At 70.7% G+C, this 15,953-nt stretch carries 15 protein-coding genes; 2 read left to right on the top strand and 13 right to left on the bottom strand.

Annotated elements, in window-relative coordinates; all coding sequences use genetic code 11:
• Positions 1–148 precede the first annotated feature (148 nt).
• From ACWDR3_RS32035 to ACWDR3_RS32010, 6 genes are all read right to left on the bottom strand, one after another.
• The gene (locus tag ACWDR3_RS32035; RefSeq protein ID WP_450356070.1) at positions 149–820 is read right to left on the bottom strand and encodes a histidine phosphatase family protein; all 672 of its coding nucleotides are present in this window, start codon (positions 818–820) and stop codon (positions 149–151) included.
• Complete coding sequence (gene rsfS / locus ACWDR3_RS32030; protein WP_402349060.1) at positions 820–1,263, bottom strand: ribosome silencing factor; 444 nt, start codon at positions 1,261–1,263, stop codon at positions 820–822. The genes ACWDR3_RS32035 and rsfS overlap by 1 nt, the downstream gene beginning before the upstream one ends.
• 110 nt (positions 1,264–1,373) lie before the next feature.
• Positions 1,374–3,110, bottom strand: coding sequence for an LCP family protein (locus ACWDR3_RS32025; RefSeq protein ID WP_450356069.1), 1,737 nt, complete (start codon positions 3,108–3,110; stop codon positions 1,374–1,376).
• A gap of 16 nt (positions 3,111–3,126) precedes the next feature.
• Entirely contained in the window at positions 3,127–3,765 is a 639-nt protein-coding gene (gene nadD, locus ACWDR3_RS32020; RefSeq protein ID WP_280876627.1) for a nicotinate-nucleotide adenylyltransferase, read from the bottom strand.
• 45 nt (positions 3,766–3,810) lie between these two features.
• The gene (locus tag ACWDR3_RS32015) at positions 3,811–3,975 is read right to left on the bottom strand and encodes a hypothetical protein (protein ID WP_402349069.1); all 165 of its coding nucleotides are present in this window, start codon (positions 3,973–3,975) and stop codon (positions 3,811–3,813) included.
• A gap of 154 nt (positions 3,976–4,129) precedes the next feature.
• Positions 4,130–4,291 (bottom strand): hypothetical protein, encoded by a 162-nt coding sequence (locus tag ACWDR3_RS32010; protein ID WP_450356068.1) that lies wholly within the window; start codon positions 4,289–4,291, stop codon positions 4,130–4,132.
• Positions 4,292–4,415: 124 nt separating this feature from the next.
• Between ACWDR3_RS32010 and ACWDR3_RS32005 the strand changes: the two genes are divergently transcribed.
• Positions 4,416–5,555, top strand: coding sequence for a M48 family metallopeptidase (locus tag ACWDR3_RS32005; RefSeq protein WP_450356067.1), 1,140 nt, complete (start codon positions 4,416–4,418; stop codon positions 5,553–5,555).
• Positions 5,556–5,829: 274 nt separating this feature from the next.
• On the opposite strand, the gene ACWDR3_RS32000 is transcribed toward ACWDR3_RS32005, so the two are convergent.
• The 5 genes from ACWDR3_RS32000 to proB form a co-directional block, all read right to left on the bottom strand.
• The gene (locus tag ACWDR3_RS32000) at positions 5,830–6,900 is read right to left on the bottom strand and encodes an SCO2583 family membrane protein (RefSeq protein WP_450356066.1); all 1,071 of its coding nucleotides are present in this window, start codon (positions 6,898–6,900) and stop codon (positions 5,830–5,832) included.
• A gap of 100 nt (positions 6,901–7,000) precedes the next feature.
• Positions 7,001–7,582, bottom strand: coding sequence for an SCO2584 family spore wall biosynthesis protein (locus ACWDR3_RS31995; protein WP_450356065.1), 582 nt, complete (start codon positions 7,580–7,582; stop codon positions 7,001–7,003).
• Between the two features lie 96 nt (positions 7,583–7,678).
• Positions 7,679–8,965 carry a glutamate-5-semialdehyde dehydrogenase gene (locus ACWDR3_RS31990; RefSeq protein ID WP_450356064.1) on the bottom strand — a complete coding sequence of 429 codons (1,287 nt, stop codon included), beginning with the start codon at positions 8,963–8,965 and terminating at the stop codon, positions 7,679–7,681.
• Between the two features lie 61 nt (positions 8,966–9,026).
• Positions 9,027–9,467 (bottom strand): hypothetical protein, encoded by a 441-nt coding sequence (locus tag ACWDR3_RS31985; RefSeq protein ID WP_450356063.1) that lies wholly within the window; start codon positions 9,465–9,467, stop codon positions 9,027–9,029.
• A gap of 134 nt (positions 9,468–9,601) precedes the next feature.
• On the bottom strand, positions 9,602–10,708 hold the full coding sequence (gene proB, locus ACWDR3_RS31980) for a glutamate 5-kinase (protein ID WP_450356071.1): 1,107 nt from the start codon (positions 10,706–10,708) through the stop codon (positions 9,602–9,604).
• A gap of 234 nt (positions 10,709–10,942) precedes the next feature.
• On the opposite strand from proB, the gene ACWDR3_RS31975 reads away from it, so the two are divergent.
• The gene (locus tag ACWDR3_RS31975; RefSeq protein WP_450356062.1) at positions 10,943–12,337 is read left to right on the top strand and encodes a polysaccharide pyruvyl transferase family protein; all 1,395 of its coding nucleotides are present in this window, start codon (positions 10,943–10,945) and stop codon (positions 12,335–12,337) included.
• Between the two features lie 55 nt (positions 12,338–12,392).
• On the opposite strand, the gene ACWDR3_RS31970 is transcribed toward ACWDR3_RS31975, so the two are convergent.
• Positions 12,393–13,604, bottom strand: a complete 1,212-nt coding sequence (locus ACWDR3_RS31970; protein ID WP_450356061.1) for a glycosyltransferase family 2 protein — start codon at positions 13,602–13,604, stop codon at positions 12,393–12,395.
• Between the two features lie 149 nt (positions 13,605–13,753).
• A complete protein-coding gene (locus ACWDR3_RS31965; RefSeq protein WP_450356060.1) occupies positions 13,754–15,838 on the bottom strand; it encodes a hypothetical protein in 2,085 nt (694 codons plus the stop codon).
• Positions 15,839–15,953: the final 115 nt, after the last annotated feature.

Below are 15,953 nucleotides of genomic sequence, written 5' to 3'. Positions count from 1 at the left end.
ACTCCTGACCTCCTGCATGCCATGCAGGCGCTCTACCAACTGAGCTATAGCCCCTCGCGTCCTCCCCGACCGGCGGGGCGAACAAGAAGAACTTTAGCCTGCGAGCTGCCGGAAAGTGAAATCCGGTGGCAGGCAGGCCACCAGGGCCTCAGTCGTCGTCGCCGAGCACCGGTTCCGGCAGGGTGCCGGCGTTGTGCTCCATCAGCCGCCAGCCGCGGGCGCCCTCGCCGAGGACGGACCAGCAGCAGTTGGAGAGACCGCCCAGGCTCTCCCAGTGGTGGGACTCCAGGCCGAGCAGACGGCCGATGGTGGTGCGGATCGTGCCGCCGTGGCTGACCACGACGAGCGTGCCGTCGTCGGGCAGCTTCTCGGCGTGCCGCAGCACCACGGGGGCGGCCCGCTCGGCCACCTCGGTCTCCAGCTCGCCGCCGCCGCGGCGGACCGGCTCACCGCGCTTCCACGCGGTGTACTCGGCGCCGTGGCGGGCGATGATCTCCTCGTGCGTCAGCCCCTGCCAGACGCCCGCGTAGGTCTCGCGCAGCCCCTCGTCGTGGACGACCTCAAGGCTGGTGAGCGCGGCGAGTTCGGCCGCCGTGTTCGCGGCGCGCTGCAGGTCCGAGGCGACGATCGCGTCCGGCTTCAGCGAGACCAGCAGCCGGGCGGCACGCCGGGCCTGGGCGACGCCGGTCTCGGTGAGCGGGACGTCCGTGGTGCCCTGGAAGCGGCGCTCCACGTTCCACAGGGTCTGGCCGTGCCGCCACAGGATGACGCGGCGGCCCCGGCCGGGACGGCCCGCGGTGACCTCACCTGTGGCGCTCATCACCAGTCACCGCCCTGGTCGGCCGCCTCCTCGGCGGCGCGCACCTTGGCGTGCTCGGCGGCCTTGCCGCGGGTGGCCTCGGCGTCGGCCGGCAGCTTCAGCTCGGGGCAGTCCTTCCACAGCCGCTCCAGGGCGTAGAAGACCCGCTCCTCGCTGTGCTGGACGTGGACGACGATGTCGACGTAGTCGAGCAGGATCCAGCGGGCGTCGCGGTCTCCCTCGCGGCGCACCGGCTTGGCGCCGAGCTCCTTGTTGAGCCGCTCCTCGATCTCGTCGACGATCGACTTGACCTGGCGGTCGTTGGGCGCGGAGGCGAGCAGGAAGGCGTCCGTGATCGACAGCACGTCGCTGACGTCGTAGGCGATGATGTCGTGCGCGAGCTTGTCGGCGGCCGCCTGAGCGGCGGTGGTGATGAGCTCGATGGAGCGGTCCGTGGCGGTCACTACGTGGCTTTCGGTCGGCGGGCACTTGACCCCAAGGGTCTCACGGACCGCCGGGGGTACCCCACGTGATTGTTGGATCACGCGGGGCACCACGCCCGGTGCTACCTCTCTTACGTCCCGTCGGCGGACGTCGGCTTGTAGTCCTGGCCGAGGATCACCGTGACGTCCGCGCTCGCGGAGGCGTCGCCCTTGCTGACTGCGGAGGCGGCCAGGCCGAGGGTCTTGGCGACCTCGGTGGCGTTGTCCTTGTCGGCGGCGTCGGCGTAGACGACCTTGGTGGCGGCCTGGGTGGTGTCCGGGGTGCCGCCCTCCAGGAAGGTGAAGCCGCCGTTGAGGAGGACGACCCGGGCCTTCTCGGTGTTGCCCTTGACGCCGCTGGCGTTCTGCACGGACACCCGCACCGCGGACCCCTGGTCGGGGCTCTTGGCGGTGCCGCCGAGGACGTCCTTGACGACGCTGGCGCTGGTCTGCGCGCTCAGCGTGCCGTCGTTCTGGACGGGCAGCAGCGCGGTCTTGTAGTCGCCGCTCTTGGCGAGGTCGGAGAGCTTGGCGAGGAAGGTGCCGAGGTCCTTGTCGGTGAGCGAGGGGTCGAGGATCTGCGCCAGCGTCTGCACGGTGGTCGTCGCGGCCCCCGCGTCCGAGGACACCTTGCGCAGCACGCCCTGCATGACCTGCCCGAACCGCTCCAGCTGCGCGTTCTGCGCCTCGCCCGAACCCTTGTAGGTGGCGTAGGCGACGGCCATGGCGCCGGTGAGCGTCTGGTCCTTGCCCTTGCTGACGAGCGGCGCGGTGCCCTTCTTGGTGGCCGCCGGGTCGGGGACGTCGGCATTGGTGTCGACGTCGATGTTGCCGACCAGGTCGACGAGGTTCTGCAGATAAGGGGTGTCCAGCCGCCAGGTGCCCTCGATGTCGGTGCCCAGGACCGTGTCGAGCGCGTCCCGGGTACCGGAGGAGCCGTCGCCGTCCACGGACTTGGCGAGCGTGGTCGAGTTGCCGTCGTCGTCCGTCACGGACAGCGAGTTGGGCAGCAGGACGGTGGTGCCCTGCTTGGTGGTGGTGTTGTCGACGAGCAGCGCCGTGGAGGTGCCGCCCTTCTTGGTGTTGTGCAGGTGTACGACGATGACGTCCCGCTTCTGGGCGGCCACCGACGTCGCCGTACCGGTCTTCGAGTCGCCCGAGTCGGACAGCCCCGGCAGCTTCCCGGCGTACCAGAGGTAGCCGACCCCGCCGGCCACGACCAGGGCGAGGACCACGACCAGGGCGACGAGCCGGCTGTGGGCGCGGCGCTTGGCCTCCTCGCGGCGCTCGGTGCGGTTCTCGGTGAAGTTGAGCCAGTCGATGACGTCCTCGGAGTTGCCGTCGGGCTCCTCCACGAACGCGAACTGCTCGGTGCGGTAGTCCCGGTCGGCCCGCGCGGGACCCTCGGTCTCCTCGTCCGTCTCCGGCGGCCCGGCCTGCTGCGGGATGTAGGCGGTCTGCTCGGCGGCCCGCGGCTGCTGCTGGGCGCCGGCCGCGGCCCTGCCGTAGGCGTCGTAGGAGGCGCCGCCGCCGTAGGTGTCGTAGGACGGCGTCACGGGTTGCTGGCCGGTGCCGTACGGGTCGTAGGACGGCGTGGCGGGCTGCCGGCCCGTCTGGTCCGGCTGGCCCTGCTGGGTCTGCTGACCTTGCTGGCCCGTCGCGTACGGGTCGTAGCCGTAGCCCTGCTGCTGCGCGTACGGGTCGTACGGCTGCTGCTGCGGAGCCTGCTGTTGCGGCGGGACCTGGCGGTACACGGGCTGCCCGAACTCGTCGTAGCCGACGAGTTCGTACTGGTCGCCCCCGTACCCCGGGTCGTATGAGTCGTTCACCGGTGCCCCTCTCGGCTCACTCGCCGCCGTACAGCTCGCGCTTGTCGATGTAGCGCACGACTCCGTCCGGCACCATGTACCAGATGGGGTCTCCCTTGGCGACTCTCGCACGGCAGTCCGTCGAGGAGATGGCGAGTGCCGGAACCTCCACGAGAGAGACACCACCCTCGGGGAGTCCGCGGTCGGTCAGTTGATGGCCCGGCCGGGTGCAGCCGATGAAGTGCGCGAGGGAGAACAGCTCCTCCGAGTCGCGCCAGGTGAGGATCTGGCCCAGGGCGTCGGCGCCGGTGATGAAGAAGAGGTCCGCGTCCGGGTTGAGCGCGCGCAGGTCGCGCAGGGTGTCCACGGTGTAGGTCGGGCCGCCGCGGTCGATGTCGATGCGGCTCACCGAGAACTGGGGGTTCTCCGCGGTCGCGATGACCGTCATCAGATAGCGGTCCTCGGCCGGGGAGACGTCGCGGTGGGTCTTCTGCCACGGCTGTCCGGTCGGGACGAACACCACCTCGTCCAGGGCGAACTGCGCGACGACCTCACTGGCCGCCACGAGGTGCCCGTGGTGGATCGGATCGAACGTTCCGCCCATGACGCCGAGACGGCGCTTGCCGGGGTTCGACGGCGCGTTGCCGGGACCGGTAGGCATGTCCTGCTCTCCCATGCGTGCAGACCCTACCGGCCCGGCCTGAGAACCCCGTCCGGCCGCTCAGCGGTCACGGTTGAAGCGGGTGGTGATCCACAGCAGGAGCATCAGGATGACGAAGGCGCCGCCGCCGGTCACGTACGGGCTGAGGCTCTCGTGGTTGCCGCCGTGCTCCTCGCCCTCGGCTGCGAGGGTGGCCAACTGGGCTGCGGTGCTGTGGAAGCTCATCTTCGGCAGGACCAATCCGGTGTGGGCGGACAGAGATGTCGGGCCCATGGTAAGCGGGCGGCCGCGCGGCGATCACGCCGACTCCGCCGTTGGGGAACCCGGGAGGGACCGTTGACGAACTCCGGGGACGGCGCGGGGGAACTCCGGACCGCTCTCAGTCGTCTTTCCGCTTGTAGCCACGCAGCAGGAACCACGCGGTCAGCACACAGCCCAGCATCATCACGATCAGTACGACCCGGAGCAGATTCCCGGCGCCTTGCTGCTCGGCCGCGCTCGCGGCTTCGGTGAGCCAGGCGGCCGGGGGGTTGTGCGGCATGCGGGGACTCCTTCGGTGTAGTGCCCGTCCACCGTAACTCCGCCTAGGCTGGGACCGGCTTCGGGGGCGCAAAGGACCGCACAAGGGTCAGCAAAGGGCCACTCACAGGCAGCTGGGGGAAGACATGTCCGACGACAGCCACGAGCACAACGGACACGAGAACGTGCCGAGCAGGCAGCGCAGGCGTTTCCCGGGTATCTCCTCACGGGCGTACGAGCACCCGGCCGACCGCTCCGCCCTGGTGGCGCTGCGCAAGCTCAGCGGTTTCGACACGGTCTTCAAGGCGCTCAGCGGGCTGCTGCCCGAGCGCAGTCTCAGGCTGCTGTTCCTGTCCGACTCCGTACGGGTGTCGGACCAGCAGTTCGCCCATCTCAACGACATGCTGCGGGACGCGTGTTACATCCTGGACCTGGAGAAGGTCCCGCCGATGTACGTCAGCCAGGACCCGCAGCCCAACGCGATGTGCATCGGCCTGGACGAGCCGATCATCGTCGTCACCACCGGCCTGGTCGAGCTGCTCGACGAGGAGGAGATGCGGGCGGTCGTCGGCCACGAGGTGGGCCACGCGCTGTCCGGTCACTCGGTGTACCGCACGATCCTGCTGTTCCTGACCAACCTCGCGCTCCGGGTCGCCTGGATCCCGCTGGGCAACGTGGCGATCATGGCGATCGTGACCGCGCTGCGCGAGTGGTTCCGCAAGTCGGAGCTGTCGGCGGACCGGGCGGGCCTGCTGGTCGGCCAGGACGTGACGGCGTCGATGCGCGGCCTGATGAAGATCGCGGGCGGCAACCACCTGCACGAGATGAACGTGGACGCCTTCCTCAAGCAGGCCGAGGAGTACGAGGCAGGCGGCGACCTGCGCGACTCGGTGCTGAAGATCCTGAACGTGCTGCCGCGCACCCACCCCTTCACCACGGTCCGCGCGGCCGAGCTGAAGAAGTGGGCCGAGTCCCGTGACTTCCAGCGGCTGATGGACGGGCACTACCCGCGCCGCGACGAGGACAAGAACACCTCGGTCACCGACTCCTTCCGCGAGTCCGCCGCGAGCTACGCGACCAACGTCAAGAGCTCCAAGGACCCCCTGATGAAGCTCGTCAGCGACATCGCGGGCGGCGCCGGCGACCTGGGCGGCCGAGTCCGCCGCGGCTTCGGCGGCTTCGGCTCCTCCGCCCCGAGCGGAAACGGCACCCCGGACGAGCCGTCCAACGGCACCCCGCCCGCGGACGAGCCCCCGACGGACACCCAGCCGCGGGACGGCGACTGACCGGACGGCGCGACACTCGGCCGGGCCGGGCCGGACCCAGGAGTCCTGGGCCCGCTCGGCCTCGGCCCGAAGGTCCGGCCGGGAGGGCGTGGCGCGGGTCCGCCACGCCCGAACGCGCCGTCGCAAGCGACAGCCGTCGCGCGCCGGGCCGCCTGCCGACGAAGACGTCCGGGCCCAGCCCGTTCGCCGGACCACCGGCCCGGCGGAGCGTGCCCCGCCCTGCTTCGGCGGCTCCGCCATGCCTTGAGCCGCGCTCGACACCCTCGACCGCCCGCTACACCCTCGGCTGGGCGCTCGTCGCCAGCGTTCCGCACAGCGCCGTCGCGCTGCCCGTCGCGTACGGGTTCGTGCCTGCTGGGCCGCCCGTCTTTGCCGTCTCGCCGGCCAGCAGCGGGTGGAGGTGGTTGGTCGAGTCGTCGGTGCAGGACAGCGGTCCCGCCTGGACGTAGGAGACGACCAGCTGGGCCTGGTGCAGGCGCAGGTCGTCGCGGTCGAAGCGGAACTGCAGCTCGCGCCGGACGGTGAAGAGCGAGGCCGGGGTCTTGGCGTCGGCGCCGGCCGGGCGGAGCGCGTACACGAAGGTGTGGTCGGCGGTGACCTCAAGGGTGGAGGAGTCCGTCTCGGCGGCCTGGAGCGTGCCCTGGACCCGGATCTTCTGGTCGGCGAGCTGCGCCTCGCGCGCGTCGAAGCGAACCAGCCATCCGGTGGGCGCGTGCCGCCCGTCCGCCGCCGGGTGCTCGAAACTCTGGTCGAACTGGTCGAGTTGGGCGCCGTCGAGAATGACCCGTACCGGACGCACGTCCTGCCCGCTGAGCACGTCGGGGTAGAGCGAGGACCGTACGAGATAGTCCTTGGCCGTGGTCAGCGCGGTGACGACCTGGCTGTCCGAGAAGTGCGCGGTGCGCCGCGAGGCGGGCAGCGGTATGCCCTCGGCACCGACCAGGTACTGCGCGGCGGGGCTGTGCGCGTACAGCGTCTCGGGATCGGCCGCCCCGGGGACCTCGGTCTGCGGGGCGAGCGGGATGACGGTCATCCGCAGGGGCTCGACGGGCTGCGCGGTCGCGGGTGACTGGTAGGGATGCCGTACGCCCATGTAGATCGCGGTGCCGAAGGCCACGGCGATCAGCAGGACCAGGACCAGCGCCTGCCGGGACAGGCCCCGGCGCAGCGGCGGGCGGCGGCGGACGGCGGGCGCGTGGTCGGCGATGCGCTCCTGCGCGGAGAACTCCTGGAGACGGGCAGCGCGGACGAACGACTCGTCGAAGACGACGGATCGGTACTCGTCCTCGCCACCTCCGGGGCCGCCCTCGGGAGTCCCCTCAGGTGGGTTTCCAGGCCCGCCCATATCTTCAGGGTAGGTCTCAGGAGGCTCAGGTAAACGCCCTGATGTGCGACAACTTCTGACAGGTTCTCACCAGGACCGCACACCTACGGCCGGGGGCCGGTCAGGGCGTGCGCGGGATGACCGAGACAGGTGGCTGGGAGTAGTCGGCGGAGGCGGACGGCGGCGGTGCGCTGCCCTGCTCCAGACCGGTCGAGGCGGGCGCCGGCACCCGGTCGCGGCTGCCGCCCGAGGAGGCTCCCCGGTAGACCGCCGAGAAGGCCAGCGCGACCATGCCGATCCCCATCACGAGGGCGAGCATCCAGGCGACGGGACGGTGCCAGCGGACCTGTTTCCCGTACGTCCCCGGGGCGCCGTAGCGACGCTCCCAGCCCTGGGGGTCGTCGGTGTCGTCCAGGTCGTCGAGCTCGGGATCTTGGCCGAAACCGGTGCGTCCGCCGTACCCGTCCTCGTAGTGCTCACCCGTGCCGTGCGCCCGGCGGGCCTCGGCCTCGGAGGCCTCCGCTCTGGCCTGGGCAGCGGCCAGGAGGCGTTCGACGGCGGTCGGCTCGTGCACCACGGCCGCTCGTACGAAGGCCTCGTCGAAGACCACGGATGCGAACTCTTCGTCCGACATTCCGCGGTCGTGGTCGTCGTCGGGCTCCCAGCCGTCAGGGAACGGCGTGCCCCCCACGTCCTCCGGCACCTCTCCAGAGTAGACCTGGGGGGTCAATTTGGGCAGACGGTATGGAAATTCATCCGCCTGCTGAGACGCCCGGTCGGCGGCCGGCCGATGACCTGCTCAGCGGCGGATGTGGCCGTCGCCGGTGACGATGTACTTGGTGCTGGTCAGCTCCGGCAGGCCCATGGGGCCCCGGGCGTGCAGCTTCTGGGTGGAGATGCCGATCTCCGCGCCGAAGCCGAACTGGCCGCCGTCGGTGAAGCGCGTGGAAGCGTTCACGGCGACCGTGGTGGAGTCGACCAACTGGGTGAAGCGGCGGGCGGCCTGCTGCGAGGTGGTGACGATCGCCTCGGTGTGCCCGGAGCTCCACAGCCGGATGTGCTCGACGGCCTTGTCCAGGGAGTCGACCACGGCGGCGGCGATGTCGTAGGAGAGGTACTCGGTGTCCCAGTCCTCCGGGGTGGCCTCGACGACGGTCGCCTCGGAGTCCTTCGCGTACGCCAGCACCCGCGGGTCGGCGTGCACGGTGACCCCGGCCTCGGCGAGGGCGTCCAGGGCCCGCGGCAGGAATTCGGCGGCGATGTCCTGGTGGACCAGGAGGGTCTCGGCGGCGTTGCAGACGCTGGGCCGCTGGGCCTTGGAGTTGATCAGGATGTCGACGGCCATGTCGAGGTCGGCGTGGGCGTCGACGTAGACGTGGCAGTTGCCGACGCCGGTCTCGATCACGGGGACCGTGGACTCGGTGACGACGGTCTGGATCAGGGAGGCGCCGCCGCGCGGGATGAGGACGTCGACCAGGCCGCGGGCGCGCATCAGCTCGCGCACGCTCTCGCGGCTCTCGCCGGGCACCAGCTGCACGGCGTCGGCGGGCAGGCCTGCGCCGCCGACGGCGTCCCGCAGCACCCGGACGAGGGCGGTGTTCGACTCGTAGGCGGAGGCCGAGCCGCGCAGCAGGACCGCGTTGCCGGACTTCAGGCAGAGGGCGGCGGCGTCGACCGTCACGTTCGGGCGGGCCTCGTAGATGATGCCGACCACGCCGAGGGGCACGCGGACCTGGCGCAGGTCGATGCCGTTCGGGAGGGTCGAGCCGCGGACGACCTCGCCGACCGGGTCGGGCAGCGCGACGACGTCCCGTACGTCGGAGGCGATGGCCCGTACGCGCTCGGGCGTGAGCGTCAGCCGGTCGATGACCGTCTCGCTGGTGCCGGCCGCGCGGGCCTTGGCGATGTCCTTGGCGTTGGCCTCGACGATCTCGCTCGTGCGGACCTCCAGCGCGTCCGCGACGGCGAGCAGCGCGTCGTCCTTGTCCGCGCGCGGCAGCGGGGCGAGGTCGGCGGCGGCGGACTTGGCGCGGTAGGCGGCCCGGGTGACCGGGGACATGGAGTCGTACGGCGAAAGCGTGGTCATGCCCGCAGCGTAATGCTCCGGACGGGTGCGTCCAGCGCGTATCCCATACCCCGAGACGGGCTCAAAAGGGGTGAACCCCCACCGGGCTGGCGGGCGGTGGACCGTATCCCTCGGCGAGGCGCTGGTGGTAGGTCTGGCGGTCGATGACCTCCAGACCGACGATCTCCCAGGGCGGCAGCTTGGCGGTCTGGCGGTGCTCGCCCCACAGGCGCAGCGCGACGGCGGCCGCGTCGTGCAGGTCGCGCGCCTCCTCCCAGTAGCGGATCTCCGCGTGGTCGTTGGCGTAGCGGCTGGTCAGCAGGAAGGGGTGGTCGTGCGCGAGCTGCTCCAGGCCCCGGCGCACCTCGGTGAGCGGGGTCTCGTCGCCGGAGACGCTGAGGGTGATGTGCCACAGGCGGGGCAGGTCCGCCGGCTCCTGGTACCGCTCGCCGGCCGCGACGCTGGTCAGGGCCCGCTCCTCGCCGGTCGCGCGGGAGGCGGCCCCGGGGCGCACTCGTCTCACGACGGCCTCCTTCACGAAAGGTCGAGCGCTGCTCGCGCGGATTGTGTCCCTGGGACAAAGTTGAGCAGGCCGGGGGCCGCCGCGTGGCACTTTTGCGGAACGTCCACCACCGGGGGACGGACGTTTCGGCCCAATTACGGGTGCAGGACGACGAGGTCGTCCCTGTGTACGACCTCGCGCTCGTACGCGGCACCCAGCTCGCGGGCGAGCTCCCGCGTGGAGCGCCCGATCAGCTGGGGGATCTCCTTGGCGTCGAAGTTGACGAGCCCCCGGGCCACCGCGCGCCCGGTGGAGTCGCGCAGCTCGACCGGGTCCCCGGCGCTGAACTCGCCCTCGACTGAGGCGATCCCGGCCGGCAGCAGCGAGGTGCGCCGCTCCACGACCGCCCGGACCGCGCCGTCGTCCAGGGTGATCGAGCCCTGCGGGGTGGAGGCGTGCTGGAGCCAGAGCAGGCGGTCGGCGGAGCGCTTGCCGGTGGCGTGGAAGTACGTGCCGGTGTCGCCGCCGGACAGCGCCTCGGCCGCGTGCACCGCGCTGGTCAGCACCACGGGGATGCCCGCGGCGGCGGCGATCCGGGCCGCCTCGACCTTGGTGACCATGCCGCCGGTGCCGACGCCCGCCTTGCCGGAGCTGCCGATCTCGACGTGCGCGAGGTCCTCGGGCCGGCGTACCTCCGCTATCCGCGAGGTGCCCGGCTTGCTCGGGTCGCCGTCGTAGACGCCGTCGACGTCGGAGAGCAGGACCAGGAGGTCGGCGTGGACGAGGTGGGCGACGAGGGCGGCGAGGCGGTCGTTGTCGCCGAAGCGGATCTCGTCGGTGGCGACGGTGTCGTTCTCGTTGACGACAGGGAGCGCGCCCATCGCGAGCAGTTTGTCGAGGGTGCGGGAGGCGTTGCGGTGGTGGGCGCGGCGGCTCATGTCGTCGCTGGTGAGCAGGACCTGTCCGACGCGGACGCCGTAGCGGGCGAAGGAGGCGGTGTAACGGGCGACCAGGAGGCCTTGGCCGACGCTGGCGGCGGCCTGCTGGCGGGCCAGATCCCGGGGGCGGCGGCGCAGGCCCAGCGGGGCGAGCCCGGCGGCGATGGCCCCGGAGGAGACGAGGACGACCTCCCGCTCCCCTCCCCCGCGGCACTTGGCGAGGACGTCGACGAGCGCGTCCACCCGGTCGGCGTCGAGGCCGCCCGCCGCGGTGGTCAGCGACGAGGAGCCGACTTTGACGACGATCCTGCGGGCTTGCGCCACGGCCTGCCTTGCCCCTGCCACCTTGGTCTTCCGTTCCCTCGCCTGCTCGGGCTGCACCGCCCGGCAATCTACGCGAACGGGGCTTCCCGGCGCGCGGCCGTTCCAGTCCCCGGACACCGTCGCGTAACGGCATCCTCACGCCCCGCTCACGGCAAAAAGGTTGCACTGGTTGCTTATAGAAATTAAAGGCAACACAAACATAAGGTGAACTCCGTGCCCCCTACAGTTCGCCGCGTGAAGCGCATACTCCTCAGGTCGGGCAAGAGCCCGTACGACGTCGTGCCGGTCGAACAGGCCCTCCACCAAGACGTCTTCGCCACAAACTCGGGCAACCTGATCTTCAGCGACGCCTCCCACAAGATCCTGCAGACCCCGGACACCGAGGTCGTCTCGAACGGGATCAGGACCGACATCGCGGCGGCCGACCGGATCAACGAGGAGTACGACGCCTTCGTCGTGCCCCTCGCCAACGCGTTCCGGCCCTCCTTCGAGCCCCAGCTGCAGCGCCTGACCCGGCTGATATCCCGGCTGAAGATCCCGGTCGTGGTGCTGGGCATCGGCGCGCAGGCGGGCCTGAACTACAACGCGGCGCGGCTGAAGCCGATGGAGGAGTCGGTGCGCGCCTTCGTCTCCGCCGTCCTCGACCGCAGCGCCTCCATCGGGGTGCGCGGCGAGTTCACCGAGAAGTACCTGCGCGACCTGGGCTACCAGGACGTCGAACTGATCGGCTGCCCCTCGCTCTTCCTGTACGGCAAGGAACTGACCGTGCAGAAGGGGGCGCCGGAGCTCACCACCGCGTCCCGCATCGCGGTGAACGGCTCGCACAGCGCGGTGCAGAAGCAGGGCCTGGACAAGGTCATCGCCCGCGCGCACGCCCGCTATCCGCACCTGACCTTCATCGGCCAGAACCTCAGCGACGCGCAGCAGCTGCACTGGCGGGACCTCTCCCACCCGAACGCGGCGGTGACCGCGATGCCGACCCACCCGGACCACCCGATGTACCGGGAGGACAAGGCCCGCGTCTACATCGACCCGGTCACCTGGATCGACGACCTGCGCGGCTACGACTTCTCCTTCGGCTCCCGCATCCACGGCAACATCGCGGCGCTGCTCGCGGGGACGCCCGCCACGGTGCTGTGCAGCGACTCGCGGACGCTGGAGCTGTGCCGCTACTTCGAGATCCCGCACCGCCGGATCGACAAGCTGCGCGAGAATCCCGAGGCCGCCGACCCGGCCGCGCTGTACGCGGAGGCCGACTTCAGCGGCCTGGTCGGCAACCACCAGGAGCGCTTCGAGCGGTTCACCGGGTTCCTGGACCGCAACGGCCTGGAGAACACCTTCACGCACGGCGACGGCGGCGCGGCCCACGACGCCCGTATGAAGGAGCTGTCCTTCCCGGCCGGCATCCGCCCCTGGAACGACACGGACATCTCCTCGCTGACCTCCCGGTTCGGCTGGCTGCAGAGCCGTATCGCCGAACTGTCGCTGGACAACGCCCAGTTGAAGCGGGAGCTGGCCCGCGGCGCGGCCAAGCCGGCGGCGAAGGCGGTCGCGGCACCGTCCGTGTACCGCCGGGCCCGCCGGGTGGTGGTCCGCCCGATCCGCCGGGCGCTGCAGTCGGGCAAGTAGGAACACCGGCAGCGATACGGCCGTACAGCCCCTGGCTGTACGGCCGTTGTCGTCGCTATACCGCCTGGGCCGTCCCGCCCGGCGGAGTGAGCACCCTGCGGGCCTTCCTGGCCGCCCGTTTCAGCACGGACGAGACGGAGTGCTCGCGGTAGCCGGGGAAGCCGCGGGCCTCGCGCGGGGCGGCGAGGTATATCCAGTCGGGTATGCCCACCGCCGCGTCGCGGAAGTACGGGTAACCGAAGTAGAGATGGTGGCCCTTGTGCTCCAGGAGCCGGGCCGCCTCCTGCTTCTGCTGTACGAACTCGATGACGGGCAGCAGGAGTTCGGGCCGCCGCTCGGCCACCAGGTGCAGCCGGAGGCGCTCCTCGACCCGGAGCCGGGCGGCTATGCCCTCGCTCCAGTACTCCTCCATCAGCGGCTTCGCCAGCTCGAACTTGTGCCGTCTGACCTTCTCGCTGTTCCTCAGGTACTTGACGCCGAACTGCGGCAGCAGCGTCACCAGGAAGGGCCGCACCAGCAGCGCGTCCCGCCGCTCGCCCGGGGGCACGTACGCGGCGATCAGGTTCATCAGGGCGCGCGCGGAGTCGAAGCGCAGGATGTAACTCCCCGTCTTCGTCACGTGCTTGCCGTCCTCGCGGCCCACCAGGTAGTAGCAGGTGTAGTCGGCGAGCACGGAGACGCCGTCCGCGCGCAGATACGCCTCCATGGTGAACAGCGCGTCCTCGCCGGTCCACAGCGACTCGTCGAAGCGCATGCCGTGCCGCTCCAGGAACTCCCGGCGGAACAGCTTCTGCGCGCTCAGCGTGAACTTGATGTTGGAGGAGAAGACGTCGGTGCGGTCGAAGGACCGGTCCCACATCGTCGTCGGCGGCTTGCGGTTGACGCCCTCGACGCGGCCCAGGACCACGTCCGTGCGGTTGCGGTCGGCCGCGGCGACCATCCGCTCCAGCGCCTCGGTGCCGAGCCGGTCGTCGGCGTCGAGGAAGAAGACGTAACGCCCGGCCGCCTTGCCCAGGCCCACGTTGCGCGGGCCGCTGGGGCCACCGGAGTTGTCCTGCCGGATCACGGTGACCGGCATCGGCGCCCGGGCCGCGAACTCCTCCAGGCACTCGCCCGTGCCGTCCGTGGAACCGTCGTCGACCGCGATGACCTCGATGCGCGCCGGGTCGATGCTCTGCGCCTCGACGGAGGCCAGGCACTCCCGCAGGTACGGCATCGCCTCGTACGCCCCGATGATCACGCTCACATCAGGCTGCGCCACGGTCACGTCTCCCCTTGGTCATGGACAGTTTCCCTCTGATAGGTCCACTCGACACCTTGAAGACGGACCACCGGCCGGGACGGTTGCCTGGAGATACGTAAAAGAGCCCGGTTTTCGACGGTCGATCCGCGAAAACCGGGCCCTTCTCACCTTTTTCACACGGCGGGCGGCTGTGGCGCCGACAACGCGTCGGAGAGCTCGTCCGCGCCGGGGACACCGGCCGCGTTGCGGGACTCCTGGCCGAGGTTGCGGGTGCCGGCCTTGCGGGCCAGGTCCGCGACCGCGGTGTTGAACTGCTCGATGGAGGTCGGCTCGTCCGGGCCGAGCAGGTACTGCTTGAGCTCCTTGCGGTCCGCCGCCAGCTTGTCGGCGGCCGGGTCGCGGACGGCGGCCAGCAGCTCGCCCAGTTCGCCGGCCTTGTTGGAGAGGATCACGGCCGCGCGCACCGCGGTGTTCTGCCGCTTGAACTCCTCCACACCCAGCTCGGCGGAGTCCGTGACCGCGTACGGCTTGCCGCTCGCGATGAAGTCGGAGACCACGCTGGAGATGTCGGAGACCATCGCGTCGGACACGTTGAAGCAGTCGTACAGACGCGGCTCGGCGCCCGTGACGACCCGGTGCTCGAAGCTGCCGAAGGAGCGCCAGTAGGCGTCGTTCCACTCGGCGCGCAACCGGGCGACCTCTGCGTGCTTCTCGACGTCGACCACGCCGTCGCGGGTGGCCTCGGCCTCGTCGCCCTTCTCGCCGCCGGTGCCGGACAGCTCGGCGATCCGGGCCTCGATCCGGGCCAGGTCGGCCTTCGCCGCCTCCTGCTCGGCCGCCTCGGCGGTGAAGCGGGAGTCGGTGGTGCGCTGGAGGGCGGCCTTCTCGACCAGGGCCGTGATGCGCCGGTGCGCGGAGCCGGCCGCCGCGCTCACCGTGCCGGTGAAGGGGTGCGGCTTGTACAGGACGCGGACCGGCGGGTCGGCCTTGATCAGCTTCTTCACGATGTTCTCGCCGGCCAGCACGAGGGAGGTGTTGCCGGGGTCGCCGTCCCAGCCCTCCCAGGTGGGCGCATACAGGACGGTCGGGATACGTCCGTCCACCGCGCCCTTGCGGGTCTCGATCGGCGCCAGCTGCGGGCGGCCGACCTCCACGATGTCCTCGTCGCGTACGCCGACGTCGGCGATGGCGTAGCGGTCGCGGCCGGCCCGGCCCGCGGTCCACACCTCGTCGTACACCTTGCTGAACGGGTTGACGCTGGCCAGCTTGTCGCTGTCGCCGTGGCCGATGAAGACGTGCTTCATGGTGGGCACGCGCAGCAGGTGGATGTTCTTGCCGACGTTCGCCGCGTACAGGGCGACCCGCACGGTGTCCAGGTCCATGTTCATCAGGTGCACACCGCCGGGCACGCAGATGACGGGGACCGTGGTGGGCGCCAGGGTCTGCAGTATGACCCGCTCGCGCAGGATGATCAGCGGCTTGGAGGCCAGCTCCTCCATCGTCTCCAGCCACATGTTGACCTGGTACGTGGAGTCCTTGGAGCCGGAGAAGTACAGCACCGTCTCGGGCCGGTAGTCGCGCAGCCACTCGTCGACGGCGGCCAGCACCTTGTCCGCGTTCGGCGGGATCTTGCTGCCGCGGACGTACGGGACCAGCGCGAGGACGTAGAGGGAGCCCAGGAGCAGGGTGATGCCGATGCCGACGAAACCGGCGACGGAGTTGTCCACGGCGCAGGAGACCAGGATGCCGATGACGGCGAACAGGTCGAGGTGGAGCATCTTCTCGGCCGAGCGGTTCAGCAGTCCTGGCGGCGGGGCGTCCGGGATGCGGATGCGCGACTCGAGGTCGACGTTGCGGGTGGCGACCGGCATCCGGCGGCGGTTGCGGATCAGCGTGACCAGGGCGCCGTGCGGGGCCTGGAGCCCGTAGAACGCGATGAAGCACGCTATGGCGCCGTAGTAGATCAGGTTGTCCGCGAGGTCCATGCGGGCCAGCAGCAGGATCAGCAGGAGCTGCCTGATCAGGAAGCGGATCGACAGTCCGGCGCGGACCTTGCTGAGCCGGTTGACGAGGTAGCTGCCCTTGCGGTGCAGATAGTGGTCCGCCAGATACGTCACGGCGGCGGCGGCCGCGAAGGCGTACACGTTCGGGACGAGCGCGGCCAGCATGAGGGCCGGGTAGCCCAGCATCATCAGGGCCGCCGCGGCCAGCTCGGCCGCGCTGCCGACCCGGGCGACGCGAATAGCGGTGGATATCACTGAGAACCTGCTCTGCGAGGGAGTGCCGGTTGGTCTGAGGGTGCGCAGGGTTTGTGGTAATTCGGTGGTAATTCTCCGGGGTACGGATTCAGGCCTCCGCGAACGCCCGGTTAAC

It is taken from the genome of Streptomyces sp. NPDC001002, assembly GCF_053599215.1.
The sequence above is the reverse complement of the archived record's forward strand: the minus strand, read 5'-3'. Positions and strand labels throughout refer to the sequence as shown.